We start from the raw sequence: 15565 nt of genomic DNA on the forward strand, positions 1-15565 counted from the left end.
GATGCGGAAGCGGGAGGTCTGCCAGAAGGCGGCACCGGCAGCCGCATGCCCGCCATCGAAAACGGGGCCAGAGGCCCCGTTGTGGTTTGACGCCTGGCTCGCGCTCACGCTGCGTTGGGCGCCGGGTCGGTCGACACGGCAGGCGTGCCGCCGCTGCCACCGCTGCCCGAAGGCGGAACGCGCGGCGTCCAGTCCTTGGGCGGACGGGGCGCGCGGCCGGCCATGATGTCGTCGAGCTGCTCGGTGTCGATGGTTTCCCATTCGAGCAGTGCCTTGGCCATGGCGTGCATCTTGTCGCTGTTCTCCTCGATCAGGCGGCGCGCCAGGGCGTACTGCTCGTCGATGATGCGGCGGACTTCGGAGTCGACCTTTTCCATGGTCTGCTCGCTCATGTTCGTGGTCTTGGTGACCGAGCGGCCCAGGAACACTTCGCCTTCGTTCTCGGCGTAGACCATCGGGCCGAGCGCATCGCTCATGCCGTACTTCATGACCATGTCGCGCGCCAGGTTGGTGGCTCGCTCGAAGTCGTTGCTGGCGCCAGTGGTCATCTGGTGCATGAACACTTCCTCGGCGATGCGGCCGCCGAACAGCATGCTGATCTGGTTCAGCATGTACTCGCGGTCGTAGCTGTAGCGGTCCTGAGCGGGCAGGCTCATGGTCACGCCGAGGGCACGGCCGCGAGGAATGATCGTGACCTTGTGGACCGGGTCGCACTTGGGCAGCAGCTTGCCGATGAGGGCGTGGCCGGACTCGTGGTAGGCCGTGTTGCGGCGCTCTTCCTCGGGCATGACCATGCTCTTGCGCTCGGGGCCCATGAAGATCTTGTCCTTGGCCTTCTCGAAGTCCTGCATCTCGACCACGCGCGCATTGCGGCGGGCGGCCATCAGGGCGGCTTCGTTGCAGAGGTTGGCCAGGTCGGCGCCGGACATGCCGGGCGTGCCGCGGGCGATCACGCTCGGGTTCACGTCCTGGCCCAGCGGGACCTTGCGCATGTGCACGCCGAGGATCTGCTCGCGGCCGCGGATGTCGGGCAGCGTCACGTAGACCTGGCGGTCGAAGCGGCCGGGGCGCAGCAGGGCCGCGTCCAGGATGTCGGGGCGGTTGGTGGCAGCCACCACGATCACGCCGAGGTTGGTCTCGAAGCCGTCCATCTCGACCAGCATCTGGTTGAGCGTCTGCTCGCGTTCATCGTTGCCGCCGCCGAGGCCGGCGCCGCGCTGACGGCCCACCGCGTCGATTTCGTCGATGAAGATGATGCAGGGAGCGTTCTTCTTGGCGTTCTCGAACATGTCGCGGACACGGGCAGCGCCCACGCCGACGAACATTTCGACGAAGTCGGAACCGGAGATCGAGAAGAAAGGCACCTTGGCTTCGCCGGCGATCGACTTGGCCAGCAGCGTCTTGCCGGTGCCGGGAGGGCCGACCAGCAGCAGGCCACGCGGAATACGGCCGCCGAGCTTCTGGAAGCGCTGCGGGTCCTTCAGGAAGTCGACGACTTCGCGGACTTCTTCCTTGGCCTCGTCGCAGCCCGCGACGTCGGCGAAGGTGACCGTGTTGTTGTTCTCGTCCATCATGCGGGCCTTGCTCTTGCCGAAGCTGAACGCCCCGCCCTTGCCGCCGCCCTGCATCTGTCGCATGAAGTAGATCCAGACGCCGATCAGCAGCAGCATCGGGCCCCAGCTGACCAGCAGGGTCATGAGCAGGGAGCTTTCTTCGCGCGGCTTGACGTCGAACTTGACGTTGTGGTCGATCAGGTCGCCCACGAGGCCGCGGTCGAGGACCGTGGCGGTCGTGCGGATCTTGCGATCGTCGTTGGTGACGGCGACGATCTCGCCGCCGGCGGCGCCTTCAGGAATGACGGCGCTCTTGATCTGGTTGTTCCGGACCTGGTCCAGAAACTCGGAGTAGCTGACTGTCCCCGAGCCGACGCCACCGCGGGTGTCGAACTGCTTGAACACAGTGAACAACACCATGGCAATGACGAGCCATACGGCAACTTTGGAAAACCACTGATTGTTCAAACGAAACTCCAGGCTAATGCGCGTGACAGGTGGATGAAAAAACGCGCTGTGGGTACGCAATTGCGCCCCATTTTAGGCTTTTCAAGCTACGAAAAGCGGGCATTTCCCTAATGCGGCCATAGCCTGGCATGGCTTTGTGCCACCGGCCGTGTTGCTTGGCACGGTTTCAAGGCGTATCCACGGCCTTCAGTCCTACACCGACCAGGAAAGTCTCGGCCGACTTGTCCCGCGACGCCTTGGGCTTGAAGGGCTTCGCGACGCGGAAATTGGCCTTGAAGAGCTTCACCAGCTCGTCGTAGCCGCTACCGTGGAAAACCTTGGCCACCAGTGCGCCCTCGGGCTTCAGATGGTGCTGGGAGAAATCGATTGCAAGCTCGATCAGGTGCGACACCCGGGCGGCATCGGCCGAATGGATGCCAGAGAGGTTCGGAGCCATGTCCGACACCACCAGGTCGGCCTTGCGGCCCGCCAGGACGCCCAGCAGCTGCTGGAGCAGCGCGTCCTCGCGGAAATCCCCCTGCAGGAAGGTCACGCCCTCGATGGGCTCCATCGGCAGGATGTCGAGCGAGATGATGGCTCCGTTCAGTTCGCCGGCCGCGGCGCCGCCGGGCGACATGCGCCGGCGCAGGTACTGGCTCCAGGCGCCCGGGGTGGAACCGAGGTCCACCACCAGCTGGCCCGGCTTGACGAGGCCGAGCGCCTCGTCGATTTCCTTGAGCTTGTACGCGGCGCGCGCCCTGTAGCCTTCCTTCGTGGCGAGCTTCACGTAGGGGTCGTTGATATGGTCGTGCAGCCACGCCTTGTTGACTTTCTTGCTTTTGGCTTTGGTGCTCATGGGGGTCTTCGTGTACGGGCCGATAATACGGGGATGCCCGCCATTCAACTTACCCCTGCCGAGCGCAAGGTGCATCGCGCCGAAGCTCACCACCTGGATCCGATCGTCATGGTCGGTGGAGACGGGCTCACCCCTGCCGTGAAGAAGGAAGCCGACGCGGCGCTCAAGGCCCACGGCCTGATCAAGATCCGCGTCTTCTCCGATGACCGCCTGGCCCGCGACGCCATGCTGCGCGAACTGGCCGAGGAACTCGACGCCGCCCCGATCCAGCACATCGGCAAGCTGCTGGTGCTGTGGCGCCCGAAGGCCGAGAAGGAACGCGTGGTCGACGAAGACCGCATGCCCGGCCCGCGCGACGTGAAGATCGTCAAGTACAGCAAGCGCGGCGGCCAACGCCCAGAGATCAAGACGCTGCGCGTGCTCGGCAACCAGCGCCTGACGCCCGGCGGCACCATCAAGCGCGCCAAGGCGAAGCGGCCGCTGTCGGTCAAGAAGCGCAACCAGGCGGATTGAGCCTGGTGGCAGCCGCCGAAGGCGCCCAGCGCCACATTCTCTGCATGAAGTGGGGCACGAAATACGGCCCCGAATACGTCAACCGCCTCTACGCGATGGTCCGCCGCCACCTGAGCGGCGACTTCAAGTTCGTCTGCCTGACCGACGACGGCAACGGCGTGCGCCCCGAGGTGACCTGCCTGCCGATTCCGCCGCTCAACCTGCACCTGGCCCCCGGCCAGCGCGACGGCGCCTGGAAGAAGCTCACCACCTTCGAGCAGGACCTGCACGGCCTGCGCGGCCCCGCCCTCTTCCTCGACCTCGACGTGGTCGTCGTGGGCAGCCTGGACGCCTTCTTCGAGCAGCCGGGTCAGTTCCTGATCATCCACGACTACGACCGCCCCTGGCGGCGCGGCCGGATCACGGGCAACTCCTCGGTCTACCGCTTCGAGCTCGGCGCCCATGCCGACGTGCTGGCGTATTTCCGGGCCAACATGGACAAGGTCCAGGCCGAATACCGAAACGAGCAGACCTACCTGTCGGACGTGCTCCACAAGCAGGGAAAGCTGGCCTACTGGCCCGACGGCTGGTGCCCGAGCTTCAAGTACCACGGCATCCCGACCTGGCCGACCAACTACTGGGAAGAGCCCTTCGTGCCCGAAGGCGCGCGAATCATGGTGTTCCATGGCGAGTGCAACCCGCCTGACGCCCTTGCGGGCCGCCGCAACCGAGCCTTCCGGTTCATCAAGCCGGCTCGCTGGGTCGCGGAATACTGGAAAGAGTAGGAAGCGACAGACTGAAAAAGCAAAGGCGGCACAGGCCGCCTTTTTTCTTGCCCTGCCATCGCTTCAGCCTGCCGTACGGGCCCCGATGCGCCACAGCACCACGCCGGCGCACAGCCACTGCACGAAGTACATCCCGGTGCCCATGGCATGCCACAGCTTGAGGTTCTCGCGAGCCACGATGCGCGGCGCCACCGCGTATTGCTGCAGCAGCGCCAGCAGCAGCGCGCCGAGGATGAAGAAGATGGTCGTCATCGCCGGCCCGCTCATGCGCTCGTCGGCCTTCGACCTGAAATGGATCAGCAGGATCACCCCGCAGGCGATGGCGATCCAGCTCTGCGCCTCGAACAGCTGCGCCGCGAAATTGCCCGCCACCGACGGGCTGCCCAGCTTCGCGAAGAGCATGGGCACGACGAGAAAGCCGATCGTCGTCAGGCTGCCCCACCAGAAGGCAGCCAGCATCAGCGCAATACGGTCCTTCAGGTCTTTCATGCCTGCGGCGATCAGAGGTAGCTGACCGCCACGATCTCGTAGCGCTTGAGGCCGCCAGGCGTCTGCACCTCGGCGGTGTCGCCCTCTTCCTTGCCGATGAGCGCGCGTGCGATCGGGCTGGACACGTTGATGAGGCCCTGCTTCAGGTCGGCCTCGTCCTCGCCCACGATCTGGTACTTGACGGCATCGCCGCTGTCTTCTTCCTCGAGCTCGACAGTCGAACCGAACACCACCTTGCCGCCGGCATCGAGCTCGGTCGGATCGATCACCTGCGCGGCAGACAGCTTGCCCTCGACCTCGAGGATGCGGCCCTCGATGAAGCCCTGGCGATCCTTGGCGGCCTCGTACTCGGCGTTTTCGCTGATGTCACCCTGGGCGCGCGCCTCGGCGATCGCATTGATGATCGCGGGCCGCTCGACCGACTTGAGCCGGCGCAGTTCTTCGCGCAGCTTCTCCGCGCCGCGCTTGGTGATGGGGATGGTCGCCATATCTAGTTCTCCATAAAGCGAAACCGCCGAACGCTGCCGTTCGGCGGTCGATGGGGGACGGCGCTCAGACGAGCGTCCGTCCAGTCAGCCGGCTCAGGATGGCGAGCGGGCTCGAAGCGGGATTGTATTGCTTGGAAGCGTCCAGGTGGAGGGTCTGTTCGAGCATGTACTGACCCGCCATCACGGCGTGCGAAGTCTGGTCGGAGAAGCACACCCAGACAGAACCCGGCGGAAACTTCGCGGTTTCCTGCGGCGAACTCTCCTGATAAGCCATGTCCGACTTCATGCCGTCGTGCAGTTGCAGCATGAGATGGTCGTATTCGCTGCGGAACGACTTGGTCACGTGCAGCGCCTGCAGCAGCTTGGCCTGCCAGCGCGAGTACGGCTTGGCACGCGGCAGGAAGCGCTTGGCGATGTCCTCGAAAGGCTCGCCCACGCGCCACACGCGCGGCGCGCCGTCGGGGTTCACGTTGGTGAAGACGCGCAGGATGCGCTCGCCGTAGTTCGGCCGCGACGGGAATGCATCCACGTGCAAGCGTCGGTCGTCGGCGCGCCACGACTGCACGCGCGTCTCGACCTGCGCCGGGCGGTAGCTGGTGGGCGCCAGCCGCAGGGCCGGTGCGTAGTGCGGCAGCAGCCCGTGGATGAGCTGCGTGGCCTGCGCCCTGAAGCGCCCCACCATCGCGGCCGCCGTGCGCTGCACCGTCTCGTCGCCCACGGCGCCCTTGAGCTTGCCGTTGGCATCGAGGCTGATGTTGCGCACGTCCGGCGACAGCAGGCTGGGCGTGAGCAGGCTGCGTTCTTCGGGCAGCAGCTCGAAACCCAGGCGCGGGAAGTACAGCACCTTGCCCGCCTCCAGCTCCGCGATCCACGCCTCGTTGGGCGTGGCCGCATTCCAGTCGGCCAGGCCGAGTTCGACGAGCTGCGTTTCCATGGCTGTGACGCTCAGGCCGTGGCCAGTTGCGCGTGCATTTCCTGCACCGAGATCACGCCGAGCTCGTCCATGAAGCCCATGCCTTCGACCGCGGCTTCGGCGCCGAAGATCGTGGTGAAGGTGGTCACGCGGGCCTGCAGAGCCGAGGTACGGATCTGGCGCGAATCGGTGATGGCGTTGCGGCGCTCTTCCACCGTGTTGATGACCAGTGCAATCTCGTTGTTCTTGATCATGTCCACGATGTGCGGGCGGCCTTCGGTCACCTTGTTCACTGTCGCGCACTCGATGCCCGCGGCGTTGATGGCGGCGGCCGTGCCCTTGGTCGCAATCAGCTCGAAGCCCAGCTTGGCCAGGCCGCGAGCCACTTCGACGGCGCGCGCCTTGTCGTTGTTCTTCACCGAGATGAAGACCTTGCCCGACTTCGGCAGGTGCGTGCCCGCGCCCAGCTGCGACTTCACGAAGGCTTCGCCGAAAGTCTTGCCCACGCCCATCACCTCGCCGGTCGACTTCATCTCGGGGCCGAGGATGGTGTCCACGCCCGGGAACTTGACGAACGGGAACACGGCTTCCTTCACGCTGAAGTACGGCGGCGTCACTTCCTTCGTGATGCCCTGCGACTTCAGCGACTGGCCCGCCATGCAGCGTGCCGCCACCTTGGCGAGCTGGATGCCGGTGGCCTTGCTCACGTAGGGTACGGTGCGCGATGCACGCGGGTTCACTTCGAGCACGTAGATGACGTCCTTGCCGTCCTTCTGCTGGATGGCGAACTGCACGTTCATCAGGCCGACCACGTTCAGCGCGGCCGCCATTGCGGCGCTTTGGCGCTTCAGCTCGGTCACCGTCTCGGCGCTCAGGCTGTAGGGCGGCAGCGAGCAGGCGGAGTCGCCCGAGTGCACGCCGGCCTGCTCGATGTGCTCCATCACGCCGCCGATGAGGGTCTGGCCCTCGGCGTCGCGCAGGCAGTCGACGTCGCACTCGACGGCGTCGTTCAGGAAGCGGTCGAGCAGCACCGGCGAATCGTTGCTGACCTTGACGGCTTCGCGCATGTAGCGCTCGAGGTCGCGCTGCTCGTGCACGATTTCCATCGCGCGGCCGCCCAGCACGTAGCTCGGACGCACCACCAGCGGGTAACCCAGCTCGGTAGCCTTCTCGAGGGCTTCGGCTTCGGTGCGCGCGGTGGCGTTCGGCGGCTGCAGCAGCTTGAGTTCGTGCAGCAGCTTCTGGAAGCGCTCGCGGTCTTCGGCCGCGTCGATCATGTCGGGCGAGGTCCCGATGATCGGCACGCCGTTGGCCTCGAGGTCGAGCGCGAGCTTCAGCGGCGTCTGGCCGCCGTACTGCACGATCACGCCGAGCGGCTTTTCGCGGTCGACGATCTCGAGCACGTCCTCGAGCGTCAGCGGCTCGAAGTACAGGCGGTCGGACGTGTCGTAGTCGGTCGACACGGTCTCGGGGTTGCAGTTGACCATGATGGTCTCGTAGCCGTCCTCGCGCATGGCGAGCGCGGCATGCACGCAGCAGTAGTCGAACTCGATGCCCTGGCCGATGCGGTTGGGACCGCCGCCGAGCACCATGATCTTCTTCTTGTCGCTCGGGTCGGCCTCGCACTCGTCCTCATAGGTCGAGTACATGTAGGCCGTGTTGGTGGCGAACTCGGCCGCGCAGGTGTCCACGCGCTTGTAGACCGGGCGCACGCCCAGGGCGCGGCGCTTCTCGCGGATGGCCGTGTCGGTGGTGCGCAGCTGCTTGGCCAGGCGGCGGTCGGAGAAGCCCTTCTGCTTCAGCAGGCGCAGCGTGGCGGCGTCGATGTCGTCGAGCGACTTGGTTTCGAGTTCGAGCTCGATCTTCACGATCTCCTCGATCTGCACCAGGAACCACGGGTCGATCTTCGTGAGCGAGAACACTTCCTCGACGCTCATGCCCTGGGCGAAGGCATCGCCCACGTACCAGATGCGCTCGGGGCCGGGTTCGCCCAGCTCCTTCTCGAGCACTTCGCGGTCCTGCGTCTTCTCGTTCATGCCGTCGACGCCGACTTCGAGGCCACGCAGCGCCTTCTGGAACGACTCCTGGAAGGTGCGGCCCATGGCCATCACCTCGCCCACCGACTTCATCTGCGTGGTGAGGCGCGAATCGGCCTGCGGGAATTTCTCGAAGGCGAAACGCGGGATCTTGGTGACCACGTAGTCGATCGAGGGTTCGAACGACGCGGGCGTGGCGCCACCGGTGATTTCGTTGCGCAGCTCGTCGAGCGTGTAGCCCACGGCCAGCTTGGCCGCGACCTTGGCGATCGGGAAGCCCGTGGCCTTGGAGGCCAGCGCCGACGAACGCGACACGCGCGGGTTCATCTCGATGACGACCATGCGGCCGTCCTTCGGGTTGATCGAGAACTGCACGTTCGAACCGCCGGTGTCGACGCCGATCTCGCGCAGCACGGCCAGCGAGGCGTTGCGCAGGATCTGGTATTCCTTGTCGGACAGCGTCTGCGCAGGAGCCACGGTGATCGAGTCGCCGGTGTGCACGCCCATGGGGTCGAGGTTCTCGATCGAGCAGACGATGATGCAGTTGTCGGCCTTGTCGCGCACGACTTCCATCTCGTACTCTTTCCAGCCGAGCAGCGATTCTTCGATCAGCAGCTCGTTGGTCGGCGAGGCCTCGATGCCGCGCTTGCAGATGGTCTCGAACTCTTCCGGGTTGTAGGCGATGCCGCCGCCGGTGCCGCCGAGCGTGAAGCTGGGACGGATCACGGTCGGGAAGCCGACGTGCTTCTGCACCGCCCAGGCCTCGTCCATCGTGTGCGCGATGCCGGAGCGGGCCGAGCCCAGTCCGATCTTGGTCATCGCGTCCTTGAACTTCAGGCGGTCTTCGGCCTTGTCGATGGCCTCGGGCGTGGCGCCGATCAGCTCGACGGGCTTGTTGGTGGCCGCGCCCGTGTACTTGTCGAGCACGCCGTTGCGCCAGAGGTCGAGCGCGCAGTTCAGCGCGGTCTGGCCGCCCATGGTCGGCAGGATCGCGTCGGGGCGTTCCTTGGCGATGATCTTCTCGACCGTCTGCCAGGTGATGGGCTCGATGTAGGTGACGTCGGCCGTGGCCGGGTCGGTCATGATCGTCGCGGGGTTGCTGTTGATCAGGATGACCTTGTAGCCCTCTTCGCGCAGGGCCTTGCAGGCCTGCACGCCGGAGTAGTCGAACTCGCAGGCCTGGCCGATGATGATCGGGCCGGCGCCGATGATGAGGATCGATTTGAGGTCTGTGCGCTTAGGCATTCTCTTTCTCCGTCTTTTCCGTCTTGTTCTTTTCCATGAGTGCCGTGAAGCGATCGAACAGGTAGCCGATGTCGTGCGGGCCCGGCGAGGCTTCGGGGTGGCCCTGGAAGCAGAACGCGGGCTTGTCGGTGCGCGCCAGGCCCTGCAGCGTGTTGTCGAACAGGCTGATGTGGGTGGGACGCAGGTTGGCCGGCAACGACTTCTCGTCGACCGCGAAGCCGTGGTTCTGGCTGGTGATGCTCACGCGGCCGTTGTCCAGGTCCTTCACCGGGTGGTTCGCGCCGTGGTGGCCGAACTTCATCTTGAAGGTCTTGGCGCCCGAGGCCAGCGCCATGATCTGGTGGCCCAGGCAGATGCCGAAGGTGGGAATGCCGGTCTCGATCAGCTCCTTGACGGCGCTGATGGCGTAGTCGCAGGGCTCCGGGTCGCCGGGGCCGTTGGCCAGGAAGATGCCGTCGGGTTTCAGCTTGAGCACGTCGGCCGCCGGCGTCTGCGCCGGCACAACGGTGATGCGCGCGCCGCGCTGGGCAATCATGCGCAGGATGTTCTTCTTGACGCCGTAGTCGAAGGCGACGACGTGGAAGCGCGGCGTGATCTGCACGCCGTAGCCCGAACCCAGCTTCCACTCGGTCTCGGTCCATTCGTAGGTCTGCTTGACCGACACGACCTTGGCCAGATCGAGGCCGGCCATGCTCGGCGCGGCCTTGGCGGAGGCGATGGCCTTGTCGATCAGCGCCTGCGTCACGGTCTCGCCTGCGGCCAAGCCCAGGATGCAGCCGTTCTGCGCGCCGTTGGTGCGCAGGTGGCGAGTGAGCTTGCGGGTGTCGATGTTCGCGATGGCCACGGTGTTGCCGGACACGAGGTACTCGGTCAGCGTGGCGGTCTTGCGGAAGTTGGAGGCGACGAGGGGCAGGTCCTTGATGATCAGGCCCGCGGCATGGATCTTGTCGGCTTCGATGTCCTCGCCGTTGACGCCGTAGTTGCCGATGTGCGGATACGTGAGCGTCACGATCTGCTGGCAGTAGCTCGGGTCGGTGAGGATTTCCTGGTAACCGGTCATGGCGGTGTTGAACACCACTTCACCGGTCGTGGAGCCGGCGGCTCCGATCGAATTGCCGAGAAAGACCGTGCCGTCTGCGAGCGCCAGGATGGCGGGCGGGAAACTTCCCTTGAGAGACAAAAGCACTGGGTTCTCCGGATGGTTACGGTCGCCCGGAGCCTCAGGCGCGATGCCTGGGGACTGCTGCTTAAGGGGAGGATGGCGTTGTAGGCGGCCGGGCGACGCTGATTTGCGAGTAAGCCCCCGATTGTAGCCCGGACTGGATGTGTTATTCAGCCTGCAGGGCTGCTCCGCTCGCATGCAGGCAGATTGCGGCGGCGACGGCCACGTTGAGCGACTCCTCGCCGCCCGGCTGCGCGATGCGGATATGGCGCGTGGCCCGGGCCTCCAGCGCCGGCGAAACGCCCTGCCCCTCGTGCCCCATGAGCCAGGCGCAGGGATGCGGCAGATCGGCCTTGTGGAGCCATTCGCCATGGTGGGAGCTGGTCGCCACCAGCGGCACCTTCAGGCCGTCGAGCACGTCAAGATCCACGCCTTCGATCAGCCGCAGGCCGAAATGGGCACCCATGCCGGCGCGCAGCACCTTCGGAGCCCACAGCGCCGCCGTTCCCTTGAGCGCGACCACCTGGGTGAAGCCGAAGGCGGCGGCGCTGCGCAGGATGGAGCCGGCGTTGCCTGCGTCCTGAAGGCGGTCGAGCACCACGGTGGGAGCGTCAGGCAATAGCTCAGGCCGGACCGGCGCGCCGAGCACGAAGCCCATCGGGGCCGGCGATTCGAGCCCGCTGACGCCACGCAGCAGATCGTCGGCGACGACTACCGTTTTGATAGCACCAACCGACCACTCGGCGGGCGCCTTGGGCCAGAAAGACTCCGAGAACACTGCAATTGCGGGCTTGACGCCCCGCGCGAGCGCCGCTCGGCACAGGTGGTCGCCCTCGAGCCAGAGCCGGCCGAGCTTGCGGTAGGCGCCCGGGTCCTGCGCGAGCTTTCGCAGGTCCTTGAGCAACGGGTTGTCGCGCGAGCTGATGTGGCTGGCGCCGGTGTCGGAAGTCATCGTTGCGGGCTTCAGGGCGCGGCGCGAAGGTCGGGGCGCGCGACCTCCATGGAGCCGGCCATCATTACCGGTTGCTCGGATTCGGCGGGCACCACCACGTTCAGCACGCCGCCCGTACGGGCCAGCGCCGCGGCCACCGGGCTGAACGACCTACGGTGATGCACGCAGGCACCGTGCCGTTGCAGCGCCTCGAGGTGCTCGCGCGTGCCGTAGCCCTTGTGGCCGGCAAAGCCGTAATGCGGAAATTCGGTATGAAGCTGCTCGCAGAGCCGGTCGCGGTGCACCTTCGCCAGGATCGAGGCAGCTGAAATCGCCTTGACCCTCGCATCGCCCTTGACGATGGCCTCGGCCAGCACGTCCAGCGTGGGCAGGCGGTTGCCGTCGACCAGCACCTTCACCGGCTTGAGCCGCAGCCCCTCCACCGCCCGGCGCATCGCGAGCATGGTCGCCTGCAGGATGTTGTGGGTGTCGATTTCCTCGACGGTGGCCTGCGCGATGGAACAGCACAGCGCCTTGGCCAGGATCTGGTCATGCAGGCGCTCGCGCTGCAGGGCCGTCAGCGTCTTGGAGTCCGCGAGGCCGCGAATGGGCCGCATGTCGTCGAGGATCACGGCCGCGGCCACCACCGGCCCCGCCAGCGGCCCACGGCCCGCCTCGTCGACACCCGCGATCAGGCCCGGTGCATCCCACGCCAGCGGGGCCTGCTCAGCCTTCAAGAACTTTCTGGATCGCATCGGCGCAAAGTGTGGGCGTATCGCGCTGCAATTGCACATGCAGCTCTGAAAATCTTTGTTGCAACGCCCGCGTCTTCTCCGGCGCACCGAGCCAGGCCAGCGTCGCCTCGGCCAGCGCCTCGGGCGTGGCGGCTTCCTGCAGGAGCTCGGGCACGACGAACTCGCGGCACAGGATGTTGGGCAGACCCACCCAGGGCTGCAGCTGCTTGCGCCGCATGAGGCGCCACGAGAGCGCGTTCATGTTGTAGGCGATGACCATCGGCCGCTTGAACAGCGCTGCCTCGAGCGTGGCGGTGCCGCTGGCGATCAGCGTGACATCGCAGGCGGCCAGCACGGCGTGCGACTGACCGTCGAGCAGCTTCACGCGCCCGGCCATGCCGCTGGCCTGGAGCAAGGCTTCGACCTCGACGCGCAGGCCCGGGATGACGGGGGCCACGAACTGGAGTTCGGGCCGAGCCTTCTGCATCAGCGCGGCGGCGGCGAAGAAGCGGGCGGCAAGGTAGCGGATCTCGGAACGGCGGCTGCCCGGCAGCAAGGCGACGACCGGCGCATCGGGCGAAAGGCCCAGCTTGGCACGCGCACCGGCCTGGTCGGGCGTCATCGGGATCACGTTGGCAACGGGATGGCCGACGTAGCTCGCGGCCACGCCCTGCTCCGCCAGCAATTCGGGCTCGAACGGGAAGATGCACAGGACGTGGTCGGCCGCCGCCCGGATCTTCTCGATGCGCTCCGGCCGCCAGGCCCAGATCGACGGACAGACGAAATGCACCGTCCTGAGGCCCTGGCTGCGCAGGCCGGCCTCGAGGTCGAGGTTGAAATCGGGCGCATCCACGCCAATGAAGAGCTGGGGCCGCTCCTGCAGCAGCCGGGCCTTGAGCTGGCGGCGGATACCGGCGATTTCCGCGTAGTGCCGCAGCACCTCGATGTAGCCGCGCACTGCGAGCTTTTCCTGGGGCCACCAGCTCTGGAAGCCGTGGGCCAGCATGCGGGGGCCGCCGATGCCGGCGGTCTGGAGATCGGGCCAACGGGCCAGTAGACCGTCGAGCAGCAGGCCGGCGAGCAGGTCGCCGGACGCTTCGCCCGCGACCAGCGCGAAGCGTCGCTGTCCGTCCGTCTGCATCGCCGTCACTTCAGCGCGCGATGCCGCGCGTCGAGTTGGCGAGGAAGGCCTCCATCAGCGCGACATCGCCGGCCGCTTCGGGCATTTCGGTCGCCAGCGCGGCGATGCCCGCACGCGCCTCGTCGAGCGTCTTGCCCTGGCGATACAGCAGGCGGTGCATCTGCTTCACCGCCGCGAGCCGCTGGGCGGAAAAATCGCGCCGGCGCAGGCCGACGATGTTGAAACCGCGCACGGCCAGCGGATTGCCGTCGACCAGCATGAAGGGCGGCACGTCCTGCGTGACGGCGCTGGCAAAGCCGAGCATGGCGTGGGCGCCGACCGAGACGAACTGGTGGATGCCCGTGAGCCCGCCGACCGTGACCCAGTCGGCCAGGTGCACATGCCCGGCCAGCGTGGTGTTGTTGGCCAGCGTGGTGTGGTCGTCAACGCGGCAGTCGTGGGCGATGTGCGTGTACGCCATGATCCAGTTGTCGTTGCCGACACGCGTGACGCCGCCTGCCCCCGGCACGCCGAGGTTGAAGGTGCAGAACTCGCGGATCACGTTGCGGTCGCCGATGACGAGCTCGGTCGGCTCGCCGGCGTACTTCTTGTCCTGGGGAATGGCGCCGAGCGACGAGAACTGGAAGATCCTGTTGTCGCGCCCGATGGTCGTGCGCCCCTCGATCACGCAATGCGCGCCGATGGTGGTACCCGCGCCGATCCGCACGTGCGGGCCGATCACGGTGTAGGGCCCGACGGACACCGAGGCATCGAGCTGTGCCTGGGGGTCGACGACGGCCGTCGAATGAACCTGGGTCATGCCTTTGAAGAAACGGCTTGCTGCGGGCGTGTCAGCTGATCTGGCGCATGGCGCACATCAGCGAAGCCTCGCAGGCGAGTTCGCTGCCAACCAGGGCGCGGCCCTTGAACTTGGAAATGCCCGCCTTCATGCGCTCGATCTCGACTTCGAGCGTCAGCTGGTCGCCGGGCTCCACTGGGCGCTTGAAACGCGCGCCGTCGATGGCCGCGAAGTAGTAGACGGTGTTGTCGTCCGGCACGATGTCGAGCGAATGGAACGACAGCAGCGCCGCGGCCTGGGCCATGGCCTCGAGCATCAGCACGCCCGGCATCACCGGACGGTGCGGGAAGTGGCCGTTGAAGAACGGCTCGTTCATCGTCACGTTCTTGAGCGCCGTGATGCGCTTGCCCTTTTCCATGTCCAGCACGCGGTCCACCAGCAGGAACGGGTAGCGGTGAGGCAGCAGCTTGAGGATTTGATGGATATCGAGCGTCGTCGTCATGATTTTCTGTTCCTGCATCGTCGTCATTTTTTCGAGGGAGCCTTCTCCAGCGCCTTCAGTCGTTCGCGCAGGCTGTGCAACTGCTTGAGCGTTGCAGCGTTCTTTTCCCAGCTCGCATTGTCATCGATGGGAAACATACCGGTGTATTGGCCGGCCTTATGAATGGAACGGGTGACCACGGTCGCAGCCGACACATGCACGCCGTCGGCCACCGTCAGGTGCCCCAGCACGATGGCGCCGCCGCCGAACGTGCAGTTGGCGCCGATGGTCGCGCTGCCGGCCACGCCGACGCAGCCCGCCATGGCGGTGTTCTTGCCGACCCGCACGTTGTGGCCGATCTGGATCAGGTTGTCGAGCTTGACGCCGTCTTCGATTACGGTGTCGTCGAGCGCGCCCCGGTCGATGCAGGTGTTGGCGCCGATCTCGACGTCGTTGCCGATACGCACCGCTCCCAGCTGCTCGATCTTGACCCAGCGCCCCTCGTGCGGAGCCAGGCCGAAGCCGTCGGCGCCGATGACCACACCCGGATGGAGCAGGCAGCGCTCGCCGACGATGCAGTCCTCGCTGACCGTCACGCGCGACTTCAGTACGGTGCCCGCACCGATGCGCGCGCCCCGCTCCACCACGCACAGCGCGCCGATGCGTGCCGTGGCGTCGACCTGCGCCTCGGAGTGGATCACTGCGCTGGGATGGATGCGGTCAGGCTCCGGACGGGCATGGTGCGCCTTCCAGAGCTGCGTGAGGCGGGCAAAGTAGAGATACGGATCGGGCGTGACGATGAAAGCCCCGCGCGCCGCTGCCGCATCCCGCATGGCGGGCGACACGATCACGCAGGCAGCCTTCGAGGCCGCCAGCTCCTGCTGGTATTTGGGATGGCTCAGGAAGCTGAGCGCATCGGGCTGCGCATTCTGCAGCGGCGCGAGCCGCTCGATGGACAGCGCCGAATCGCCATGAAGCTCGCCCCCGAGGGCGTCGACAATGGCTCCGAGCTGCAGTGACACGCCGGTTCGCGG

The 15565-nt window shown here is 66.3% G+C and carries 15 protein-coding genes; 2 read left to right on the top strand and 13 right to left on the bottom strand.

Features of this window, described 5'->3' with window-relative positions:
- Positions 1–104: 104 nt before the first annotated feature.
- Positions 105–2021 (bottom strand): ATP-dependent zinc metalloprotease FtsH, encoded by a 1917-nt coding sequence (ftsH, locus tag BMY35_RS18990; RefSeq protein ID WP_093202302.1) that lies wholly within the window; start codon positions 2019–2021, stop codon positions 105–107.
- 166 nt (positions 2022–2187) lie between these two features.
- A complete protein-coding gene (locus BMY35_RS18995) occupies positions 2188–2856 on the bottom strand; it encodes an RlmE family RNA methyltransferase (protein ID WP_093202304.1) in 669 nt (222 codons plus the stop codon).
- A gap of 33 nt (positions 2857–2889) precedes the next feature.
- Between BMY35_RS18995 and BMY35_RS19000 the strand changes: the two genes are divergently transcribed.
- Together BMY35_RS19000 and BMY35_RS19005 are read left to right on the top strand one after the other, a co-directional pair.
- Complete coding sequence (locus BMY35_RS19000; RefSeq protein WP_093202307.1) at positions 2890–3369, top strand: YhbY family RNA-binding protein; 480 nt, start codon at positions 2890–2892, stop codon at positions 3367–3369.
- Between the two features lie 5 nt (positions 3370–3374).
- Positions 3375–4133 carry a glycosyltransferase gene (locus tag BMY35_RS19005; RefSeq protein ID WP_176947597.1) on the top strand — a complete coding sequence of 253 codons (759 nt, stop codon included), beginning with the start codon at positions 3375–3377 and terminating at the stop codon, positions 4131–4133.
- A gap of 63 nt (positions 4134–4196) precedes the next feature.
- Here BMY35_RS19005 and BMY35_RS19010 read toward each other — a convergent pair whose 3' ends face one another.
- The 11 genes from BMY35_RS19010 to lpxD all read right to left on the bottom strand — a co-directional run bounded on the left by BMY35_RS19010 (position 4197) and on the right by lpxD (position 15553).
- Positions 4197–4622, bottom strand: coding sequence for a DUF4149 domain-containing protein (locus BMY35_RS19010; protein ID WP_177213667.1), 426 nt, complete (start codon positions 4620–4622; stop codon positions 4197–4199).
- An 11-nt stretch (positions 4623–4633) separates the two neighbouring features.
- Entirely contained in the window at positions 4634–5110 is a 477-nt protein-coding gene (gene greA / locus BMY35_RS19015; RefSeq protein ID WP_093202309.1) for a transcription elongation factor GreA, read from the bottom strand.
- A 64-nt stretch (positions 5111–5174) separates the two neighbouring features.
- On the bottom strand, positions 5175–6044 hold the full coding sequence (locus BMY35_RS19020; protein WP_093202312.1) for a Kdo hydroxylase KdoO: 870 nt from the start codon (positions 6042–6044) through the stop codon (positions 5175–5177).
- A gap of 11 nt (positions 6045–6055) precedes the next feature.
- Positions 6056–9304 (bottom strand): carbamoyl-phosphate synthase large subunit, encoded by a 3249-nt coding sequence (gene carB / locus BMY35_RS19025; RefSeq protein ID WP_093202314.1) that lies wholly within the window; start codon positions 9302–9304, stop codon positions 6056–6058.
- Entirely contained in the window at positions 9297–10490 is a 1194-nt protein-coding gene (carA, locus tag BMY35_RS19030; RefSeq protein ID WP_093202317.1) for a glutamine-hydrolyzing carbamoyl-phosphate synthase small subunit, read from the bottom strand. The genes carB and carA overlap by 8 nt, the downstream gene beginning before the upstream one ends.
- 142 nt (positions 10491–10632) lie before the next feature.
- Positions 10633–11418 (bottom strand): TrmH family RNA methyltransferase, encoded by a 786-nt coding sequence (locus tag BMY35_RS19035; RefSeq protein WP_093202319.1) that lies wholly within the window; start codon positions 11416–11418, stop codon positions 10633–10635.
- A gap of 11 nt (positions 11419–11429) precedes the next feature.
- Positions 11430–12152: a ribonuclease HII gene (rnhB, locus tag BMY35_RS19040; protein ID WP_093202322.1), complete on the bottom strand. Its 723-nt coding sequence runs from the start codon at positions 12150–12152 to the stop codon at positions 11430–11432.
- Positions 12124–13272, bottom strand: a complete 1149-nt coding sequence (gene lpxB / locus BMY35_RS19045; RefSeq protein ID WP_093202324.1) for a lipid-A-disaccharide synthase — start codon at positions 13270–13272, stop codon at positions 12124–12126. Before lpxB ends, rnhB begins: the two co-directional genes overlap by 29 nt.
- A 10-nt stretch (positions 13273–13282) precedes the next feature.
- Positions 13283–14071, bottom strand: a complete 789-nt coding sequence (lpxA, locus tag BMY35_RS19050; RefSeq protein ID WP_093202327.1) for an acyl-ACP--UDP-N-acetylglucosamine O-acyltransferase — start codon at positions 14069–14071, stop codon at positions 13283–13285.
- A 31-nt stretch (positions 14072–14102) separates the two neighbouring features.
- Positions 14103–14552, bottom strand: a complete 450-nt coding sequence (gene fabZ / locus BMY35_RS19055) for a 3-hydroxyacyl-ACP dehydratase FabZ (RefSeq protein WP_093202918.1) — start codon at positions 14550–14552, stop codon at positions 14103–14105.
- Between the two features lie 23 nt (positions 14553–14575).
- On the bottom strand, positions 14576–15553 hold the full coding sequence (gene lpxD / locus BMY35_RS19060) for a UDP-3-O-(3-hydroxymyristoyl)glucosamine N-acyltransferase (protein ID WP_093202329.1): 978 nt from the start codon (positions 15551–15553) through the stop codon (positions 14576–14578).
- Positions 15554–15565 lie beyond the last annotated feature (12 nt).

It is taken from the genome of Variovorax sp. YR750, assembly GCF_900109805.1.
Lineage (GTDB): Bacteria > Pseudomonadota > Gammaproteobacteria > Burkholderiales > Burkholderiaceae_C > Variovorax > Variovorax gossypii.

What these genes read in the sequence shown, in the direction of transcription:
- carB (WP_093202314.1), bottom strand. Translation starts at nt 9,304, where the DNA reads ATGCCTAAGCGCACAGACCTCAAATCGATCCTCATCATCGGCGCCGGC.
- fabZ (WP_093202918.1), bottom strand. Translation starts at nt 14,552, where the DNA reads ATGACGACGACGCTCGATATCCATCAAATCCTCAAGCTGCTGCCTCAC.
- BMY35_RS18995 (WP_093202304.1), bottom strand. Translation starts at nt 2,856, where the DNA reads ATGAGCACCAAAGCCAAAAGCAAGAAAGTCAACAAGGCGTGGCTGCAC.
- BMY35_RS19020 (WP_093202312.1), bottom strand. Translation starts at nt 6,044, where the DNA reads ATGGAAACGCAGCTCGTCGAACTCGGCCTGGCCGACTGGAATGCGGCC.
- BMY35_RS19035 (WP_093202319.1), bottom strand. Translation starts at nt 11,418, where the DNA reads ATGACTTCCGACACCGGCGCCAGCCACATCAGCTCGCGCGACAACCCG.
- BMY35_RS19000 (WP_093202307.1), top strand. Translation starts at nt 2,890, where the DNA reads ATGCCCGCCATTCAACTTACCCCTGCCGAGCGCAAGGTGCATCGCGCC.
- rnhB (WP_093202322.1), bottom strand. Translation starts at nt 12,152, where the DNA reads ATGCGATCCAGAAAGTTCTTGAAGGCTGAGCAGGCCCCGCTGGCGTGG.
- lpxB (WP_093202324.1), bottom strand. Translation starts at nt 13,272, where the DNA reads ATGCAGACGGACGGACAGCGACGCTTCGCGCTGGTCGCGGGCGAAGCG.
- BMY35_RS19010 (WP_177213667.1), bottom strand. Translation starts at nt 4,622, where the DNA reads ATGAAAGACCTGAAGGACCGTATTGCGCTGATGCTGGCTGCCTTCTGG.
- greA (WP_093202309.1), bottom strand. Translation starts at nt 5,110, where the DNA reads ATGGCGACCATCCCCATCACCAAGCGCGGCGCGGAGAAGCTGCGCGAA.
- lpxA (WP_093202327.1), bottom strand. Translation starts at nt 14,071, where the DNA reads ATGACCCAGGTTCATTCGACGGCCGTCGTCGACCCCCAGGCACAGCTC.